This is a genomic window from Mycobacterium sp. 5-140-3-2, assembly GCF_035666375.1.
Lineage (GTDB): Bacteria > Actinomycetota > Actinomycetes > Mycobacteriales > Mycobacteriaceae > Mycobacterium > Mycobacterium intracellulare.
This window is the reverse complement of the sequence record NZ_CP142025.1, coordinates 2,112,085-2,129,845: the sequence shown is the minus strand read 5'-3', so window position 1 is coordinate 2,129,845 and position 17,761 is coordinate 2,112,085. Positions and strand designations below refer to the sequence as shown.

Below are 17,761 nucleotides of genomic sequence, written 5' to 3'. Positions count from 1 at the left end.
CAGAGAGAGAGAAGGCGCTGGCTGTTCAAGGCGTGATCGCGCTCATCGAATGTCCCCAGGTGTGCTCGTTGAAATTCCCCACCTGTGAGCAGCGGTCAGTGTAGTGGTTGGCGGGTGCCGGTGGTGGTTCGGCGCAGGGTTTCGGCGGCGGCCTGGTGGTCACGTAGCCGGTAGGACTCGCCGTCGAGGTTGATGACCACGGAGCGGTGCAGCAGGCGGTCGAGCATGGCAGCCGCGACGGTGGTGTCGCCGAGGATCTCACCCCAGGCTCCCACCCCGCGATTGGTCGTGATGACGATGCTGGTTTTCAAATACCGTTGGGAGACAACCTGAAACAACGCCGAAGCGGCCTCGGCGGGCAACGGTAGATACCCCAGTTCATCGATCACCAGCAAGGTGGGACCGGCGTAGAACCGCATGGTGGTGGCCCAGCGGCCCTCGATCGCGGCGCGGTGGCAGCGGGCGGCCAGATCGGCGGCGGTGGTGAAGTAGGTCCGGTAGCCGGCATGTGCTGCAGCCCGGGCCAACCCGACCGAGAGGTGAGTTTTGCCGGTGCCTGGTGGTCCGATGAGCAGGATGTTGGTCGCGGTTTCCAGGTAGCGGCAGGTGCCCAGCTCGTCGATGAGCTTGCGGTCGATGCCGGCGGCGGCATCGACGTCGAAGTCGGTGAGGGTGGCCGGGGTGGGCAGGCAGGCGAACCGCAGCCGGCCCGCCAACCGTCGGGCAGTGCTGGCCTCGACCTCGACGGCAAGCAGCCGCTCCAACGCGACGGTCAGCGACAGTCCCTCGGCGGTGGCCTGGTCGAGCACCGCGGGTAGGGCTTCGGCGGCCGCGGCGAGTTTGAGTTCGGCCAGGTGTGAGCGCAGCTGCTGATACCGGGACGCCGCCGCCGACGGCGACTCCGTGGTCGTAGTGGCGGTCTTGGGGGTGCGGGGTGTGGAGGTCATTGGAGGGTCCTGTTCTGGGCTGCCCGCTCGTAGACGGACAGGTCGATGACGGTGGAAACGGTTGACGGAATTGAGGATTGATGCACGGAGCTGTCGGCGTGTTTGATCTGGAGTAGTTGTGCGGCAGCGGCTTTGGCCGCCGGGCCCGGTGGGATGCGTTCCTTGCGGCGGTGCGGGCGACCGGTCGCCGCGGTGGCCATCGCGGCGGCGTCCAGCGCGATGACATGACCGCTGTCACGCACCATCACCCCCAACCCGTCAGCGGCCATACGATGCCGAGCGATCACGATCCCGCCCGTGGTGGCGATATCGAGGAAGTCACCTCCGACTGGATGGCTGACCACGACCTGGGCGGCGGCCAGTTCCGGGGGCACCGAGTAGCGATTGCCGCGGTAGGACACCATCGCCTGCCTCGATGCGGTGCGGGCCTCGGCGACGATCACTGGATAGGCCAGCGCCGGCACCGAGGACAGGGGCTCGGTTTTGGCCACCACGGCGACTGAGGAGCGGCCGTTGGCGGTGGCCCGCAGTCGGGTGTCACCCCGCACGCGGGCGAACCGATCCAGGCTCACCTGAGCCTGCTCAGGGGTGGCTTCGTCGGCCAAGGTGCGCCACCAGCGTTGGGCAGCGGTGTGGTTGACCTTCTCCACCACGCCCTTGCGGTTACCGCGCCGGGCCGGGCAGATCGCCACCGCCACTCCGTAGTGCTTGGCCACCCCGGCAAACGACGCGGTCACCCGGCCGCTGCCGGGGTCACAGACCGTGGCCATCCGGTCGAAGCGCCACACCCGGGTGCACCCGCCCACGCCACGGGTGATGCGGTCCAGGCCGGCGACCAGGTGCGGCTGATCCTCGCTCGGTGCCAGGAAGCCGCGCCACTTACCGGAATGCGCCAGCGAGCCGACCAACAGGTGCGCGGTCTTGCCCCAGCCCCACGATGCCGGCGGATCGGGCAATTCCAGCCAGTCCCATTGGGTTTCCTCACCCGGCGGGTGCTGGATCACCGCGTTCGGCCGTTGCGTCACAGTCCGGCACGCCTCACAGACCGGGCGCAGATTCCGGGCCCGGATGTTGCGAGTCAGGCTCTGATACGACAACCCGAACCCCAGGTCCTCCAATTCGTCGAGCAGGGTGCGGGCCCACAGATGCGGGTCCTCGGTCAGCCGCGCGGTGACGTAGTCGACGAATGGGTCAAAAGGGTCCGGGCCCGGGCGGGCACGCACTCCCGGCGTGCCGTCACCGGCCAGATACTTGCGGACCGTCTTGCGGTCGAAGCCGGTGTGGCGGGCGATCGCCGAGATCGTCCAACCACGCTTGGCCAGGGCATGTACTTCCACATCGTCCTCCCATGTGAGCATGAGAAAGCGGGCCTCCTTCGGGCAGTGCTGCAGGCGTCAGACACCAGCAGCATCGAAGGAGGCCCGCCCTTCTCGGCGGAGCCACACGGGTGGGGAATTTCAATGAGCGTCAGTGGGGAATTTCAGCGAGCGCGGTCAGGCGGGCCATGCAGCCATCAGGGGTGACCCCCCACCCCTTCGGACCTGATCACTTCATGCCAAGCCTCGTAGGCTTGAGCAACATGACTGACGCCGGTTCCCTGCTACCCATAGCGATGTTTCCGCCAGAGTCGCTGCGTGTGGTGTATATCGAAATGCTCTACTCGCCCGACGGACGCAAAGCCACGAAGGACAGCGACCTGTTCACGCTTGCCAGAGGAACTGGGTTCCTCTACAGGGTCGATGAACAAATTTATCTCGTTACGGCTCGTCATAACTTTTCAGGCAAGCACTGGGAAACAGATGAGTACCTGCACAGCGCCTACCCTGTCGCGCCAACGCATGTCGCCGTGAGCTTCCGCGCCACCACACCAACGCAGGTCTACAAAACAGGCTTTCAAGTACCGGCCCACCAATATCTGATCAACCTCGTCGATGACTCATGGAAGCCGATTTGGAGAGAGCATCCCCGGTTTGGCCGCAGCATCGACGTGGCAGCTATGCCTTTCAATTTGCCTACGGATCGGGAAGACCTTCTCATAGACGCCTGGGACGAAGCAGCACCGGCGTCCGACCCGACCTCCAAGCTTTGGGTCAGCCAACAAGTTGCAGTCGTCGGCTATCCATACGGCCTAAGGGGAAGTTTCGAGCTTCCACTGTGGAGCAACGGCATCATCGCTTCTGAACCCGCGCTCTTGCACATTTATCGCGACATCGAATACCCGCTATTTCTCATCGACGCAAGGGGACGCACAGGTGAGGTGAGCCCGTCGTAGTGGTCCAGTCGTTGTGGGACTCTGTTGCCCGGTGTTCGGGCAAGGAAGAATCAAACAACGACATGGCGTCGAACAAGCGCCGGCGGCATACGCCGGATCAGATCATCCGCAAGCTGGCCGAGGGCAACAAGCACCTCGGGGCCGGCCAGGAACTCAGCGAGGTGTGCCGACACCTGGAGATCGCTGAGTCGACGTGGCATCGCTGGCTTGCCCAGTACGGCGGTATGAAGGCCAATGAGGCCAAACGACTCAAGGAACTCGAGGCCGAGAACGCCCGGTTGAAGAGGCTGGTCGCCAACCAGGCTCTCGATATCGACATGCTCAAGGAGATCTCGGCGGGAAACTTCTGACCCCGAACCGCAAGCGCAGCGCCGTTAAAGTGCTGCGCGACCGGTTCGGGGTATCTGAACGCCGCGCCTGCGCGGTGGTGGGCCTGCACCGTTCCACGATGCGCCTGACGCCACCGCCGATCACAGCGGAGGAGGCCGAGTTGCGTGCCTGGTTGCGCCGGTTCTCCACTGACCGGCCGCGCTGGGGGTGGCGACGGGCAGCCAAGATGGCCCGCAGGGCGGGCTGGCTGGTCAACAACAAGCGCATCCGCCGGTTGTGGCGGGAGGAGGGCCTGCGGGTGGGCGTGTCATTCCATCTGTGTAAGTCCGGGGTGGTCCAAGATCGGACCGCCGTTGGGGCGGACAGAAGGAGTGTTTTGTGACGAAGACCACGCAGTCGTCGGCTGAGGAGAAGTCGGCGGCGCGGCGGCTGGCCGAGACGTTTTCGGCGGAGACGCTGGATTCGCTGATCAAGGATGCGGTGAAGTCGGGCACTCCGATCGACGGCGCGGACGGTTTGCTCAATGAGTTGACTAAGGCGGTGCTGGAGCGCTCGCTGCAGACCGAGATGACTCATCATCTGGGCTATGAGTCCGGGGATCTGGCCGGGCGCGGGTCGGGCAATTCGCGCAACGGGTTCAGCTCGAAGACGGTGTCCACGGTCAACGGTCCAGTGGATATCTCCGTGCCGCGCGACCGCAACGGATCGTTCGAGCCGGCGATCGTGCCCAAGAAGACCCGCCGACTCAATAACATCAATTCCGTTGTGTTGTCGCTGTATTCGCGCGGGATGACCACCCGCGACATTGAAGCCCATCTGCAGGAGGTGTACGGGGCTGCCGTGTCGCGCGAGCTGATCTCTAATGTCACCGACGTCGTGGTCGATGAGATCAAGGCCTGGCAGTCCCGCCCGCTCGATGAGGTCTATCCCATCCTCTACATCGACGGGCTGCGGTTGCGCATCAAGGACAACGGGGTGGTCACGACCAAGGTGGCCTATCTGGCCATCGGGGTGGATCTGGAGGGCCGCAAACACGCCCTGGGGGTCTGGATCCAAGACTCCGAGGGCGCCAAATTCTGGCAGAAAGTCGTCATCGACCTGCGCAACCGCGGGGTGCGCGACATCCTGATCGCCTGCTGCGACGGGCTGACCGGGCTGCCTGATGCGATCCGCTCGACCTTTCCCGACACCGTGGTGCAGACCTGCGTGGTGCACGTCATCCGCAACGCCATGCGCTTCGTGTCCTACAAGGACCGCAAGAAGGTCGCGACCTCGATGCGCGCGATCTATGGCGCGTCGACCACCGAGGCCGCCGAGCTCGCGCTCAAAGAGTTCGACACCGCCTACGGGGCCCAATATCCTGGGGCAATCGACGTTTGGCGCAACGCCTGGCCAGAGTTCGTGCCGTTCCTGGATTATCCGGTGGAGCTGCGCAAGATCGTTTACACCACCAACGCCATCGAGTCGATCAACTTCCAGCTGCGCAAGATCACCAAAAACCGCGGCCATTTCCCCGACAAGGACGCCGCGATGAAGTTGCTGTATCTCGGATTGCGCAACATCTCCAGCGACAGAGGAGGATTCTCGGGCACCGGAACGTACAACTGGACTGTGGCATTGAACACACTCGCCAGACTGTTCCCGGGACGAATTCCGTTGTGTTAGACTACAATTCGTAGTCAAATCACCTCTGACTTACACAAAATTCGTGACAGGCTCCGTCGATGTCCTGGACCGCCTGGTTGTGCAACACGGGGCGCCGCACTACGTGCGCTTCGACAACGGTCCCGAATTCGTGGCGCACGCCGTGCACGATTGGTGCCGATTCAACAGCGCCGGTTCACTTTTCATCGATCCCGGCTCGCCGTGGCAGAACGCCTGGATCGAATCGTTCAACGGCAGGCTACGCGACGAACTGCTCAACTCTTGGCGCTTCGACTCGGTGCTGGAAGCCCGCGTAATCATCGAAGACTGGCGCTGCGACTACAACGCCAACAGACCCCACTCCGCCCACGGCGAACTCACCCCAGCCGAGTTCGCTCTACAGTGGACCACGACCCACCAACCCCAAGCCGCATAGCGACTGGACCACCAATCGGGTCCCCCTCACCGCCATCTGGCCTTTCGCCCTACTGATCTCGACGTAGGCCTCCACTACCGCCCGCGATGCCTCGAATACCGCTGAGCCGAGCGTGCTCAGACGAGTCGCGCCAATAAGCAACAGGTGGTCGGCGAGGTCTCGCAGTAACTTGATTGAGCTACGCAAAGTGTCCAAGTCACTTGGATCGACCGTCTCGGTCGACTTCCTATCTCGCGCATTTCGCATGGTTATCGATAACTCGACTGCGGCAACATTCGCGTCCGAGGCAAGTCTCAACAGCGTCTCTCGGCGCCACTTCGTCATCTCGCGGTTGTCAGCGGCGGTGATCGCGGCTTCGCTCGTTACATTGCTCTTCCGGATGCCGAAATATGCCACGCCCGAAGCGACGAGGGGACTGCCCCGCATTCAGTTGACTCGCGGGGTGGGATTTTCAGGCCGCGGTTGCGGCTTGTGTGTGGAGCAGTTCGAACTCTATCGGGGTGAGTCTGCCGAGTGCGCGTTGCCGGCGGCGTCGGTGGTAGGTCCGCTCGATCCACGACACGATCGCCAGGCGTAGTTCGGCTCGGGTGGACCAGCGTCGCCGGTCGAGCACGTTGCGTTGCAGAAGGGCGAAGAACGACTCCATGGCAGCGTTGTCACCGCACGCGCCGACACGACCCATCGATCCGTGTAATCCGTTGTGCGACAGTGCATGGACGAACTTTCGTGAGCGAAATTGGCTACCCCTGTCCGAATGAACGATCGTCGCGGCAGGTGAACGCAACGCCACGGCGTGATCGAGGGCGGCCACTGCCAGCGAGGACTTCATCCGCGAGTCCATCGAGTAACCCACGATCCGGTTGGAATAGACGTCTTTGATCGCGCAGAGGTAGAGCTTGCCTTCATCGGTGCGGTGTTCGGTGATGTCGGCCAGCCAGACCTGGTTGGCGGCCTGGGCGCTGAACTGACGCTGCACGAGGTCGTCGTGAACTGGCGGCCCGGATCTGCGGTTCAGTCCTCGCTTCTTGGCGAAGACCGACCAGATGCGCTCCTGGGAACACAACCGTGCGACACGGTTCTCGCTGGCGAAGATACCGCGTCCGGGAAGTTCGTCGGCGATGAATCGGTAGCCGAATGCGGGGTCGTCGGCATGGATGTCGCGGGCGGCGTTGATCAGGTGCGCATCATCCCAATCTCGCTGCGATAGAGGTGCTTTGCGCCATTTGTAGAACGCCTGGGTGGAAAATCCCAGGACCCGGCAGGTCACCGTGACGGGCACGCCGTCATCGGCAAGGTCGAGGACCAGCGGGTACATCATTTTGGGTTGGCATCCCGGGACAAGTAGCCGACCGCGCGACGCATCACTTCAGCCTCCTGCTCGAGGAGCTTGATCCGCTTATGCGCCTCGCGCAGCTGCGCCGACACATCCTCAGAGACCGCCGCAGGCGACAGCCGGTTGGCACCGTCCTCGCGGTCGGCGATCTTAAGCCAGCGATGCAGGCAGGCCTCCGAAATCCCGAAGTCCTTCGCGATCTGGCGCAACGGCGCCTCACCCTTGCGGGCCACAGCGATGACATCGGCTCGGAACTCGGCGGGAAACGGTCTCGGCACGAGGTTGATCCTTCCAGCAAGGACGAATCCTCACAGGTCAGGAGTCAACCAAACCGGGGGCAGACCCTCATCGCCGCCCCGCCTACGCAGCGCCGTCTGCGACGTCAAATTGCGCCTGAATCCACGCCTCAGCATCCGCACGACGAACCATGACCCGGCGACCAATGCGCGCGAACCTCGGACCGTACCCGATCTGACGCCAGAATCGGACGCTGTTGAGCGGCGTGTTCACCATCGCCGCGAATTGCTCAAGCGTCAGCAGATCAGAAGACATACCAAACCCCCTCAAGGACATGCGCTAACCGCGCGGTTCAACAACGAGCTAGGCGCTGGCAACTGTCCTTACGTGGTTGATATCTCTGAGCTGTCGGGGTTTTCATCACTTCTCGCGCCTAACAGTTTGAGACTGTACCGAACGCATGTTCGATGCCCCGATCTAGCCACGCTGGCGTTACCAAACCGTGACCTAGCCCCCGGCTGCCTTGCGAGCCGCGCTATCCATCGCGGAGGCCAGGTTGTCAAAGTCATCAGGCAGCTCATGGGCATAGATGTTCATCGTCGTTGTGACATCCTTATGGCCCATCAATTTGGAGACCGTGACTATCGTGGCGCCAGCGGCGAGAGCGAGCGATCCTGCTGTGTGTCGCAACGTCTTTGGCGTCACATTAACCAGCTCGGCTGCGGCACAAGCTTTGTCGAACCGCCAACGGAAGTAGTCGAGAGGCATCGCCTCGCCGTCCTGGCGGGCAAAGACGAACTCTGACTCATCGTGGCCCCGAATCGTGTCGGCCACCTTGTCCATAACGAAACGGGGAAGTGTTACCCATCGCTCCTGGTGAGTCTTTGTCGGCCCTTCCCGGTCCCCGACGCCGCTGACGTGAGTGATTGAGCGGGCTATCCAAAGCCGAGAGCGGCCCACTTGAACGTTGTTGACTCGCAGCGCGGCCAGCTCTCCGTAACGCATCCCGCCGTAGCCGAGCACGTAAACAACCGTGGATAGCTCGCCCGCAGCGTCGGCAAGCGACCTGATTTGTTCGTGACTTAAGGCTTTATCCCGACGCGAAGCCTTGCGCGGTAGGTGAACGCCATCGGCGGGATTAACCGCGATGTACCGCGAACGGATCGCGTAGTTAAGCACTTGGTCCACAACCTGGAAAGCGTGTATCACGCGAGCGGCGGACAAGCCCTTTGGTTCGTCATCGTCATCATCGTGGGACCTCGCCGGACGTGTTCGGGCATCAGGACTCTCTCGCAGCCAGTTCACCCAATCTTGTATGTCTGGGTGCTGGATGTCGCGGAGGGGCGTATCGGCCCACTTCGGCAGAACCACCACATCTAGCAAGCTCCTGTTCCCGGCAACGGTCTTCGGTTCGAGTGCCCCGCGCTTGCCGTCGAACCACTCTTCTGCGACGGTGGCGAACGTCATCGTGGACCGCCGGGGGTCTGCATAAGTGCCGGTGTTAAGCGCGGTTGCGATGCCTTCGGCATGCTTCTGCGCATCGGCACGGCGCACGAATGACTTGCTCTGTTCCCTGCCTTTGTTATCGACCCAGCGCGAAAGCCACCGCTTACCGATGCCGTGGCGCGCCGTGCAAACGAGCGCGCCGGGAGTCTTCGTGTGTTTCGAATCGACGCACCAGACCGGACCGTCGATGCCATCCGCCGGCCAACTGACTTCCTCGCCACGTCGTGGATCTCGGTGCCAACGATCTTCAACGCCTACACGCACACTCCGCTTAACGACCACGGCCCAAGCATAAAACCTACTGCGGACTGTCTGCGGACTGGCGATCACTGGTGCGTTGGCTAGACAGCCCCGCACAGGCTTTGAAATGCTTAATTCGGTGGGGCGGGCGGGGCTCGAACCCGCGACCAACGGATTATGAGTCCGCGGCTCTAACCAACTGAGCTACCGCCCCCGACGGGGTAGTTCCGTAGGAAACCGTAGCCGAAGACCGGAGTCAGTGTCCGTCGGGCGGCAGGCGCCCACATGGCAGGTCACACAGCGATGGGCGCCACGTCGCGGTGGCGCCCATCGACAAAACGCACTCAGGCGGGCGACGACGCCTGTGCCGCCTGTCCCTTGATCGCGGGGATCATTTCCGGCGCGTAGACGAAGATCGCGGACTCGACCTCCCACTCAGCCTGCTCCGGCTTCAGCGGGGTCGTGTTGGTCACCATGTTCACGAGCCGTTTCCCGGCGGCCAACGGATTGTCAGCGCTGCGGACCTGGTCGGCGAACCAGCGGCCCTCGGCGGTCATGTTGCAGTCGTTGAACTCGGCGGAGTGGATCATCTTGTTCTGCGCAAGCAGGTTGATGTACTGGTCGTCCTTCGGGGTCATATTGCAGGCGGCCGCTGCCTGCGGCGCCGACAGCAGCGCTCCGCCCAGCATCGACGTCGCCACGACGGCGCCGGCCGCCCCCAACGCCAGCAGCTGCCCGCGCGAGCGTGTACGTCTGATGGTCATCTTTCGAACTCCTTCGCGTAGATATTTGCTGATCCACCTGTCGCACACCAATGGGTACACGGACAGAGAGCACGACAAACGGCGGGAGTACAAACAATGGATGAACAAAGAAGGTTGAAAACACTAGCGCGAGAAGCTATTTGAGCGACCGCTCCGCTCAGGGATCGACGAGCTTCTCCACCGGCACGGCGGCTTCCGGCATCGCCGTCAGCGGTTTAATGTGCCGCTATTCAATTAGCTGACAACATCAAATACAGCGGATGAAATTCAAAGCCGTTGCGGCCGTTCGATATTCGTTAGGCAGGGCAGACGCGGGCCCGGGGGATCAAGACTCCGTCGGCCAGTTTTGCTTGGCGGCCTGGTCCTTGATCTTCGGGATCACTTCCGGCGCGTACACATAGATCGCCGACTCGACTTCCCACTCGGCTTTGTCGGCCTTGAGCGGCGTCGTGTTGGTCACCATGTTGACGAGTTCTTTGGCCCGACCGAACGGATCGGACGAGCTCTTCACCTGGTTGGCGAACCACCGGCCCTCGGCGGCCTCATGACAGTCGCTGTACTCGGCGGTGTGCACCATGTTGTTCTGCGCGAGCAGGTTGATGTATTGGTCATCCGCAGGGCTCAAGTCGCACGTCGCCGAAGCCACGGGCGCTGAAAGCACCGCTCCGCCGAACATCGAGGCCCCCAGCGCGACACCGGCAGCCCAGACCGACGACACCCGCATGCGCGAGCGGGTACGGGTGCTTGTCATGTTCGAACCTCCCTCTGCGCAGGAACTCGATTGGCTCCGACGCAAACCCAAGCTACGAATGCTGCAAACAACGAACCGGGAAATCCATCGGCATGACGGCTCATGACGTACGTCCCATGGCCACCCGGCTGGGGCCACGCTGCCATTTCGCTACCGTCACGTCTCAGTGGTCATTTCAGTGTCGGCGACGGGGCTTAAGTTATCCAACGACCCCCGCACACAGCGAAAACGCACGCTTGCGCGTCGATGTACGAATGGTTAACATTTCGTGCCCTCGCGCCCGGATGAGCTCCTGGCTCACCCGCCGGCCACGTCGCGGCGCAAACGTCGCAGAGCCCTGCCGCCGGGCGTCGCGGTGCCCGCAGCTAAACGGCGGGCGGCAATCGACTACCGGGTTAACACCGGCCGCGGTCAGCTAAATACCGTGTGCCCCTCGGCGTCGATCAGATACCGCTCGGTGCCGCTCTCGACGCGTGGGGCGTCGGCGCCCAATGACACGGCGACTTTGTTGCTGGCATTGCGCATGATGTCGAAGGTGAGCTCGACGGATTCCGCCTCGGAGAAGCGGGAGCGCACCTCGGCGGCATCGTCGGCGGCGAGGTGCGCAGGGGTCCAAATTAACCCATCCGCATAGCGCAGCGCTGCTTTTGCGCGGTCGTCGAGCAAACCCGACGATTCGAACCGCTCGATCTCCTCGTACAGCGTTTCCGAACCGCCGGCGTCGAGCGCGCCGCCCTCGCGTAGCGAGTTGCACAGCCGGCAATTGTGTTGCGCCGCGCCCCGCAACCGCACCAGTTCGGAGGTGACCGGGTCCAGCGCACGCATTCGCGCCACGGCGATTAAAAAGTCGTTGAACACCAGATCCGACGGGTCGGTGGTGTGATCCCAATTGATCGGTCCGGCCGCCCAGCCCAGGTACTGCGGGCCGACCCCGAGCGCTTCCAGCCCGGCCCGCACCCGCGGGACGAAGTCGGCGATGTACATCTGCACGACGACCCCAAAGGTGCGGTCCCCGAGGTGTTTCGACAACCGGGACCGTTGCTCGGCGGTGATCGCCGCGACGTCGGCGCTGAATTGTTCGGCGAAGTCGACGACGGCCGCCTCGGCGTCGGATTCCGGCTCGCCCACCTCGACGGCCGAGGGCAGCGGCGGAAGGGACACCGTCTGCGCGCACACCCGCCGGATCAACGCCGCGATGCGCGCGTCGGCGGGCGCCGCGGGAAACAGCGCCACCAGGCGCGTGAGCTGGTCTTCTCGAACCGAAACCGGGGCCGCCATTCGTCACACGCTAGAGCGCGTGTCGCCCGGCGGCAATCGAACTATTGGGCCTGGCTCACCGAGGACATGTGGAAGTCCGGGATCCGCAGCGACGGCATCGCGGCGCGGGTCGCCCAATCCCCCCATTCGCGCGGCAGCGTCTTCTCGCTCGCACCGGCCTCGGTGGCCCGTCGCAGCAGGTCCAGCGGGCTTTCGTTGAACCGGAAATTGTTGGCGGCGGCGGTCACGCGTCCGTCTTCGATGAGGTAGACGCCGTCGCGGGTGAGTCCGGTGAACAACAGTGTGGTGGGGTCGACGACCCGGATGTACCACAGCGTGGTCAGCAGCAGGCCTCGCTCGGTGGCCGCGATCATCTCGTCCTGGGTGGCCGTCCCCCCGGTCATCACCAGGTTATCGGCGGCGACGGCGACCGGGGCGTCGTACTTCTCGGCGGTGGCCCGCGGGTAGGCCAGCGCGTTGATCACGCCGTCGCGGATCCAGTCCACCTGGGTGATCTCCATGCCGTTGTCGAACACCGACAGCGTCTCCGAGGAGCTGCTCGCCGCGACGAACGGCGTGCAGACAAGGCCGGGCGCCATCGGATCGGAGAACAGGGTCAGCGGCAGATCGGTGAGCCGCTCCCCCACCCGGGTTCCACCGCCGGGCGCCGAGAACGCGGTCCGACCCTCCTGCGCGCCGCGGCCGGCCATCGACCACGCCATGTAGATCATCATCTCGGCCACGGTCGACGGCGGCATGATCGTCTCGTAGCGCCCCGCCGGCAGCTCGACGCTGCGCTGCGCCCAGCCCAGCCTGGTCGACAGCTGCTCGAGCAGCGAATCGATTGGCACATCGACGAAGTCGGGTGTCCCGACGCCCGCCCACGCGCTGGCGTCGCCTCGTTTGGCGTTGATCTCCACCGCTCCGGTGGGTTGGCTGAAACGCCGTCGCAATCCGGTCGACGATGCCAGGAACGTCGTCGAAACGCTATGGTGCGCAAAGCCGTAGAGCCGGTCCGCGCCCTTGAAGCCGCGGCTCAGGGAGTCGGCCGCGTCGGCGAAGACCAGCGGCCCGGTCCCCGGCACCGGCGCGTCCCAGCCGGCGGGCACCCCGCTATCGGCGAGCAGCGGCGCGGCATCGCCGGCCTCCGGCGCCGAGCCGGCGGCCTCCTGCGAGGCCGCCACCAGGCCGGGGAGCACCCGCGGATCCGCCTCGGCGGACACGACCGTGCCGATGCGCGCGCCGCCGCCCCGACGCACCACGGAGATCACCGATACGCTGCGGCTCACCGAAACCCCGTTGGTGGTCATCGAATTGCCCGCCCAGCGCAGGGTCGCCTCGACCTTGTCGGTGACCAGCACCATCGTCTCGTCGGCGCCGCCCAGCTTGGTCGCCTCGTCGAGCACGATGTTGACGACGTGCTGCGGGCGGATCATCGCCCGCCCTCCGTCCGGGTGTTCAGCACGTTGACGCCGCGGAACAGCGCCGAGGGACAGCCGTGGCTTACCGCCGCGATCTGCCCCGGCTGGGCCTTGCCGCAGTTGAACGCCCCACCCAGGCGCCAGGTGGACCGGCCCCCCACGGCCTCCATCGAATTCCAGAAGTCGGTCGTGGTGGCCTGATAGGCGACGTCGCGCAATTGCCCGTCGAGGCGGCCGTCGCGAATGCGGAAGAACCGTTGGCCGGTGAACTGGAAGTTGTAGCGCTGCATGTCGATCGACCAGGATTTGTCGCCGACGATGTAGATGCCGTCCTCGACCCGGCCGATGAGCTCGTCGGTGCTGATGTCCTCGGGGGCCGGCTGGAGCGACACGTTGGCCATGCGTTGGATCGGCACGTGGTGCGGCGAGTCGGCGTACGAGCAGCCGTTGGAGCGCTCATGCCCCAGGCGCCGCGCGAACACCCGGTCGAGCTGATAGCCGGTGAAGATCCCGTCGCGCACCAGATCCCAACTCTGCGCGGCAACTCCTTCGTCGTCGTAACCGATGGTGGCCAAACCGAATTCGTCCGTCCGGTCCGCGGTCACGTTCATCACCGACGACCCGTACCGCATGGTGCCCAGTTTGTCCGGTGTAGCGAACGACGTTCCGGCGTAGGCGGCCTCGTAGCCGATCGCGCGGTCGTATTCGGTTGCGTGACCGATGGATTCGTGAATCGTCAGCCACAGGTTGGTCGGGTCGATCACCAGGTCTGTCGCACCCGGGACAACGGTGGGCGCCTTCACCTTCTCGGCCAGCAGCGCCGGCAGCTGCGCCAGCTCGTCGGTCCAGTTCCAGACCTCGTCGCCGGTCAGGACCTCCCAACCCCGGCCCATCGGCGGGATCAGCGTGCGCATCGAATCGAAGCTGCCCGCACCGGGGTCGACGGTCACCGCCTCCAGGGTGGGCTGGATGCGGACGCGCTGCTGGGTGATCGAGGATCCGAACGTGTCGGCGTAAAACGTCTGCTCCTTGACCGCGGTCAGCACGGCTGAGACGTGATCGATGCCGTCGGCGCTGAGCAGCCGCCCCGAGTACTCCTCGAGCACGGCGATCTTGTCGGTGGTGGAGACGTCGAACGGGTCGATACGGTAGTTCGACACCCAGGTCGCGTCGGTGTAGACGGGTTCGGGCGCCAGCTCGACGCGCTCGGTGCTCAGCATCGCCAGCGTGGTGGCGACCTGCACCGCGTGCCGCGCGGTCTCGGCGGCGACCGACGGCACCAACTCGGCGTGCGAGGCGAATCCCCAGGTGCCGCCGACGATCACCCGCACCGCCAGGCCGACCTCGCGGTTGATCACCGACGTCTCGAGCGCGCCGTCGCGCAGCTGGATGATCTCGGTAGTGATGCGATGAACGCGCAGGTCGGCGTGCGTGGCCCCGGCCGCGGTGGCCGCTGCAAGCGCGGCGTCGGCCAGTTCGTGGCGCGGCAGGCCGAGGAAGTCGGCATCGATCCCCCGGTTCGGTGTCACGGCTACACCGTAACGGCCGCTCACCCCAAACCGCGGCAGCGCCCGCTTTAATTACCCCATGGCCGGCGCCGCACGCAGGATTCGTCCTCGATCGACCGCGCTGGGCTATGCGCTGCTGGCGCCAAGCCTGTTCGGGGTCCTCGCCTTTCTGCTGTTGCCCATCCTGGTCGTGATCTGGCTGAGCCTGTGCCGGTGGGATCTGCTGGGACCGCTGCGCTTTGTGGGCCTGTCCAGTTGGCGGTCGGTGCTGACCGACGGCACATTCGGCAATTCGCTGATCGTCACCGCGATCTTCGTGGCGATCGTGGTGCCGGCGCAGACGGCGCTGGGATTGCTGGCCGCGTCGATGCTGGCCCGCCAGCTTCGTGGCACCGGCCTGTTTCGCACCGTGTTTGTGCTGCCATGGATTTGCGCCCCACTGGCGATTGCGGTGTTGTGGCGGTGGATCCTGGCTCCCACCGACGGCGCCGTGAGCACCGTGTTGGGACACAGCATCGAATGGCTTTCCGATCCCAGCTTCGCGCTGCCGCTCGTGTCGGCCGTCGTGGTGTGGACCAACGTCGGATACGTCTCGCTGTCGTTCCTGGCGGGCCTGCTGGCCATCCCCGACGAGGTCCACGCCGCCGCACGCACCGACGGCGCCAACGCGTGGCAGCGGTTCTGGCGCATCACCATACCCATGTTGCGGCCGACGACCTTCTTTGTGCTGGTGACCGGGATTGTCAGCACCGCACAGGTTTTCGACACGGTGTACGCCCTGACCGGCGGCGGGCCGGCGGGCAGCACCGACCTGGTGGCCCACCGCATCTACGCCGAGGCGTTCGGTTCGGCGGCGATCGGCCGGGCGTCGGTCATGGCGGTGGTGCTGTTCGTGATCCTGATCGGCGTCACGTTGCTTCAGCATCTGTATTTTCGGCGACGGATCAGTTATGACCTCACCTAGCCGCGCCAGCAACGCGCTGATCTATTCCGGGCTGACCCTGGGCGCGTTGATCACGTTGGCGCCGTTCACCCTTGGCTTGATGACCGCGTTCACCTCGGCGCACCAATTCGTCACGGGTACGCCGCTGCAGCTGCCGCGGCCACCGACGCTCGCAAACTTCACCGACCTCGCCGGCGCCGGGTTCGGCCGCGCGGCGGCGGTCACCGCGTTGATGACGGCGGTGATTCTGGTGGGCCAGTTGACATTTTCCGTGCTGGCCGCGTACGCCTTCGCGCGCTTGCAGTTTCCCGGGCGCGACGCGCTGTTCTGGGTTTACATCGCGACGCTGATGGTGCCGGCGACGGTCACGATCGTGCCGATGTATCTCATGATGGCCCAGCTCGGCCTGCGCAACACGTTCTGGGCGCTGGTGCTGCCGTTCATATTCGGCTCGCCCTACGCGATCTTCTTGCTGCGCGAGCACTTTCGCATGATCCCGAACGACTTGGTCAACGCCGCCCGCCTGGACGGCGCCAACACGCTGGACGAGATCGTGCACGTGGTGATCCCGTCGAGCCGGCCTGTCCTGGCCGCCCTGGCGCTGATCACCGTGGTCTCGCAGTGGAACAACTTCATGTGGCCGTTGGTGATCACGAGCGGCCACAAGTGGCGGGTGCTCACCGTGGCGACCGCCGACCTGCAGTCGCGGTTCAACTCCCAATGGACGCTGGTGATGGCGGCCACCACCATTGCCATCGCGCCGCTCATCGTGCTGTTCGTGGCCTTCCAGCGCCACATCGTCGCCTCGATCGTCGTCTCGGGGCTCAAATGACCCGGCCCCGGTTTTCCACGCTGGTCGCCGCGGCGCTCGGGGCGGTTGCGGTGCTGCTGGCGGCGACGGCGGTGCTGCTGGATTACTCGGGCCAGCCCCACGGCGGCAAGACCATTGTGACGGTGCGTATCTGGGGCGATCAGATCGCCGCGGCCTATCGGCAATCGTTCCAGGAGTTCAGTCGCGCCCATCCCGACATCGAAGTGCACGTCAACTTGGTGGCGTATTCGACCTACTTCAATACCCTGCGCACCGACGTGGCGGGCGGCAGCGCCGATGACATCTTCTGGCTGTCCAACGCCTACCTCGCGGCTTACGCCGACAGCGGCCGGTTGCTGGATATCGGTGCGGCGCTGGGCCCCACCGCCGCGTCGGCCTGGGAGCGACCGGTCGTCGAGCAGTTCACCCGCAACGGCACGCTTTGGGGCGTGCCGCAGCTGACCGACGCCGGGATCGCGTTGTACTACAACGCCGACCTGCTGGGCGCGGCCGGCGTCGACCCTGCCCAGTTGAGCACGTTGCGATGGGGTCCCGACGAGCGGGACACGCTGCGGCCCGTCCTCGCCCGGCTCACCGTCGATGCCGACGGAAACCGCGGCGATAGCAAGGGATTCGACGCCGGGCGGGTGCGGCAGTGGGGATACAACGCGGCCAATGACCCCCAGGGGATCTACCTGAACTACATCGGGTCGGCCGGCGGTGTGTTTCAGCGTGGCGACGAGTTCGCGTTCGACAATCCCGGGGCCGTGACCGCGTTTCAATATCTGGTCGACCTGATCAACCGCGACCACGTCGCGCCTCCCGCCGCCGACACCAACGACAACGGCGACTTTTCCCGCAACCAGTTCCTGGCCGGCCGGATGGCGCTGTTCCAGTCCGGTACCTACAACTTGGCCCCGGTGGCCCGCGACGCCCGCTTCCATTGGGGTGTGGCGCTAATGCCGTCGGGCCCGGCGGGCCGGGTCAGCGTCACCAACGGCATTGCCGCGGCGGGCAATGCGGCATCACGGCATCCCGACGCGGTGCGCCGGGTGCTGGCCTGGATGGGCAGCAGGCAGGGCAACGAATACCTGGGCCGCCACGGTGCGGCGATCCCCGCGGTGTCGTCGGCCCAGCCGGTCTACTTTCACTACTGGGCCACCCGGGGCGTCGATGTCACGCCCTTCTTCACCGTGCTGAACGGCCCGCGCATCGCGGCGCCCGGCGGCGCGGGGTTTGCCGCGGGCAATGACGCCCTGCAGCCGTATTTCGACGAAATGTTCCTGGGCCGCGGCGATGTCGCGTCGACGTTACGGCGCGCTCAGGCGGCGGCCAACGCCGCCGCGGCGCGTCAGTGAGCG

General features: G+C 64.9%; 15 protein-coding genes, 1 tRNA gene and 2 pseudogenes. 7 read left to right on the top strand and 11 right to left on the bottom strand.

All coding sequences use genetic code 11. The annotated features are described in order from the left end of the window. Positions 1–95 precede the first annotated feature (95 nt). Complete coding sequence (istB, locus tag P6281_RS10145; protein ID WP_324738710.1) at positions 96–947, bottom strand: IS21-like element helper ATPase IstB; 852 nt, start codon at positions 945–947, stop codon at positions 96–98. Continuing rightward, positions 944–2,305 (bottom strand): Mu transposase domain-containing protein, encoded by a 1,362-nt coding sequence (locus P6281_RS10140; protein ID WP_324738709.1) that lies wholly within the window; start codon positions 2,303–2,305, stop codon positions 944–946. The genes istB and P6281_RS10140 overlap by 4 nt, the downstream gene beginning before the upstream one ends. A gap of 221 nt (positions 2,306–2,526) precedes the next feature. On the opposite strand from P6281_RS10140, the gene P6281_RS10135 reads away from it, so the two are divergent. The 4 genes and pseudogenes from P6281_RS10135 to P6281_RS10120 all read left to right on the top strand — a co-directional run. Further along, positions 2,527–3,219, top strand: a complete 693-nt coding sequence (locus P6281_RS10135; protein ID WP_324738842.1) for a hypothetical protein — start codon at positions 2,527–2,529, stop codon at positions 3,217–3,219. 62 nt (positions 3,220–3,281) lie between these two features. Then, positions 3,282–3,850: pseudogene (locus P6281_RS10130) on the top strand (transposase); the annotation flags it as partial. A gap of 128 nt (positions 3,851–3,978) precedes the next feature. Further along, complete coding sequence (locus P6281_RS10125; RefSeq protein ID WP_046187329.1) at positions 3,979–5,214, top strand: IS256 family transposase; 1,236 nt, start codon at positions 3,979–3,981, stop codon at positions 5,212–5,214. Further along, positions 5,195–5,629: pseudogene (locus P6281_RS10120) on the top strand (integrase core domain-containing protein); the annotation flags it as partial. The gene P6281_RS10125 and the pseudogene P6281_RS10120, both read left to right, overlap by 20 nt. A gap of 451 nt (positions 5,630–6,080) precedes the next feature. On the opposite strand, the gene P6281_RS10115 reads toward P6281_RS10120, so the two are convergent. From P6281_RS10115 to P6281_RS10075, 9 genes are all read right to left on the bottom strand, one after another. Continuing rightward, a protein-coding gene (locus P6281_RS10115; RefSeq protein WP_085978335.1) for an IS3 family transposase occupies positions 6,081–7,240 on the bottom strand; the annotation gives its coding sequence in 2 pieces (ribosomal slippage) (positions 6,081–6,949 and positions 6,949–7,240; 1,161 coding nt in all). Positions 7,241–7,322: 82 nt separating this feature from the next. Continuing rightward, complete coding sequence (locus P6281_RS10110) at positions 7,323–7,514, bottom strand: helix-turn-helix domain-containing protein (protein WP_324738841.1); 192 nt, start codon at positions 7,512–7,514, stop codon at positions 7,323–7,325. Positions 7,515–7,706: 192 nt separating this feature from the next. Then, positions 7,707–8,987 carry a tyrosine-type recombinase/integrase gene (locus P6281_RS10105; RefSeq protein WP_324738840.1) on the bottom strand — a complete coding sequence of 427 codons (1,281 nt, stop codon included), beginning with the start codon at positions 8,985–8,987 and terminating at the stop codon, positions 7,707–7,709. A 98-nt stretch (positions 8,988–9,085) separates the two neighbouring features. Then, a tRNA-Ile gene (locus P6281_RS10100) sits at positions 9,086–9,159 on the bottom strand. A gap of 130 nt (positions 9,160–9,289) precedes the next feature. Continuing rightward, a complete protein-coding gene (locus tag P6281_RS10095; protein WP_014382319.1) occupies positions 9,290–9,709 on the bottom strand; it encodes a DUF732 domain-containing protein in 420 nt (139 codons plus the stop codon). A 325-nt stretch (positions 9,710–10,034) separates the two neighbouring features. Beyond that, on the bottom strand, positions 10,035–10,433 hold the full coding sequence (locus P6281_RS10090; protein WP_009953104.1) for a hypothetical protein: 399 nt from the start codon (positions 10,431–10,433) through the stop codon (positions 10,035–10,037). Positions 10,434–10,871: 438 nt separating this feature from the next. Then, positions 10,872–11,738 (bottom strand): carboxymuconolactone decarboxylase family protein, encoded by an 867-nt coding sequence (locus P6281_RS10085; RefSeq protein WP_036455100.1) that lies wholly within the window; start codon positions 11,736–11,738, stop codon positions 10,872–10,874. 41 nt (positions 11,739–11,779) lie between these two features. Next, positions 11,780–13,153: a TldD/PmbA family protein gene (locus P6281_RS10080; RefSeq protein WP_324738839.1), complete on the bottom strand. Its 1,374-nt coding sequence runs from the start codon at positions 13,151–13,153 to the stop codon at positions 11,780–11,782. After that, complete coding sequence (locus tag P6281_RS10075; protein WP_009954605.1) at positions 13,150–14,667, bottom strand: TldD/PmbA family protein; 1,518 nt, start codon at positions 14,665–14,667, stop codon at positions 13,150–13,152. The genes P6281_RS10080 and P6281_RS10075 overlap by 4 nt, the downstream gene beginning before the upstream one ends. 58 nt (positions 14,668–14,725) lie before the next feature. On the opposite strand from P6281_RS10075, the gene P6281_RS10070 reads away from it, so the two are divergent. The 3 genes from P6281_RS10070 to P6281_RS10060 are packed head-to-tail and all read left to right on the top strand — an operon-like array spanning position 14,726 to position 17,758. Next, positions 14,726–15,610, top strand: coding sequence for a carbohydrate ABC transporter permease (locus P6281_RS10070; RefSeq protein WP_324738838.1), 885 nt, complete (start codon positions 14,726–14,728; stop codon positions 15,608–15,610). After that, a complete protein-coding gene (locus P6281_RS10065; protein WP_008255662.1) occupies positions 15,597–16,421 on the top strand; it encodes a carbohydrate ABC transporter permease in 825 nt (274 codons plus the stop codon). The genes P6281_RS10070 and P6281_RS10065 overlap by 14 nt, the downstream gene beginning before the upstream one ends. Beyond that, positions 16,418–17,758 carry an extracellular solute-binding protein gene (locus P6281_RS10060; RefSeq protein ID WP_008255661.1) on the top strand — a complete coding sequence of 447 codons (1,341 nt, stop codon included), beginning with the start codon at positions 16,418–16,420 and terminating at the stop codon, positions 17,756–17,758. The genes P6281_RS10065 and P6281_RS10060 overlap by 4 nt, the downstream gene beginning before the upstream one ends. Positions 17,759–17,761 lie beyond the last annotated feature (3 nt).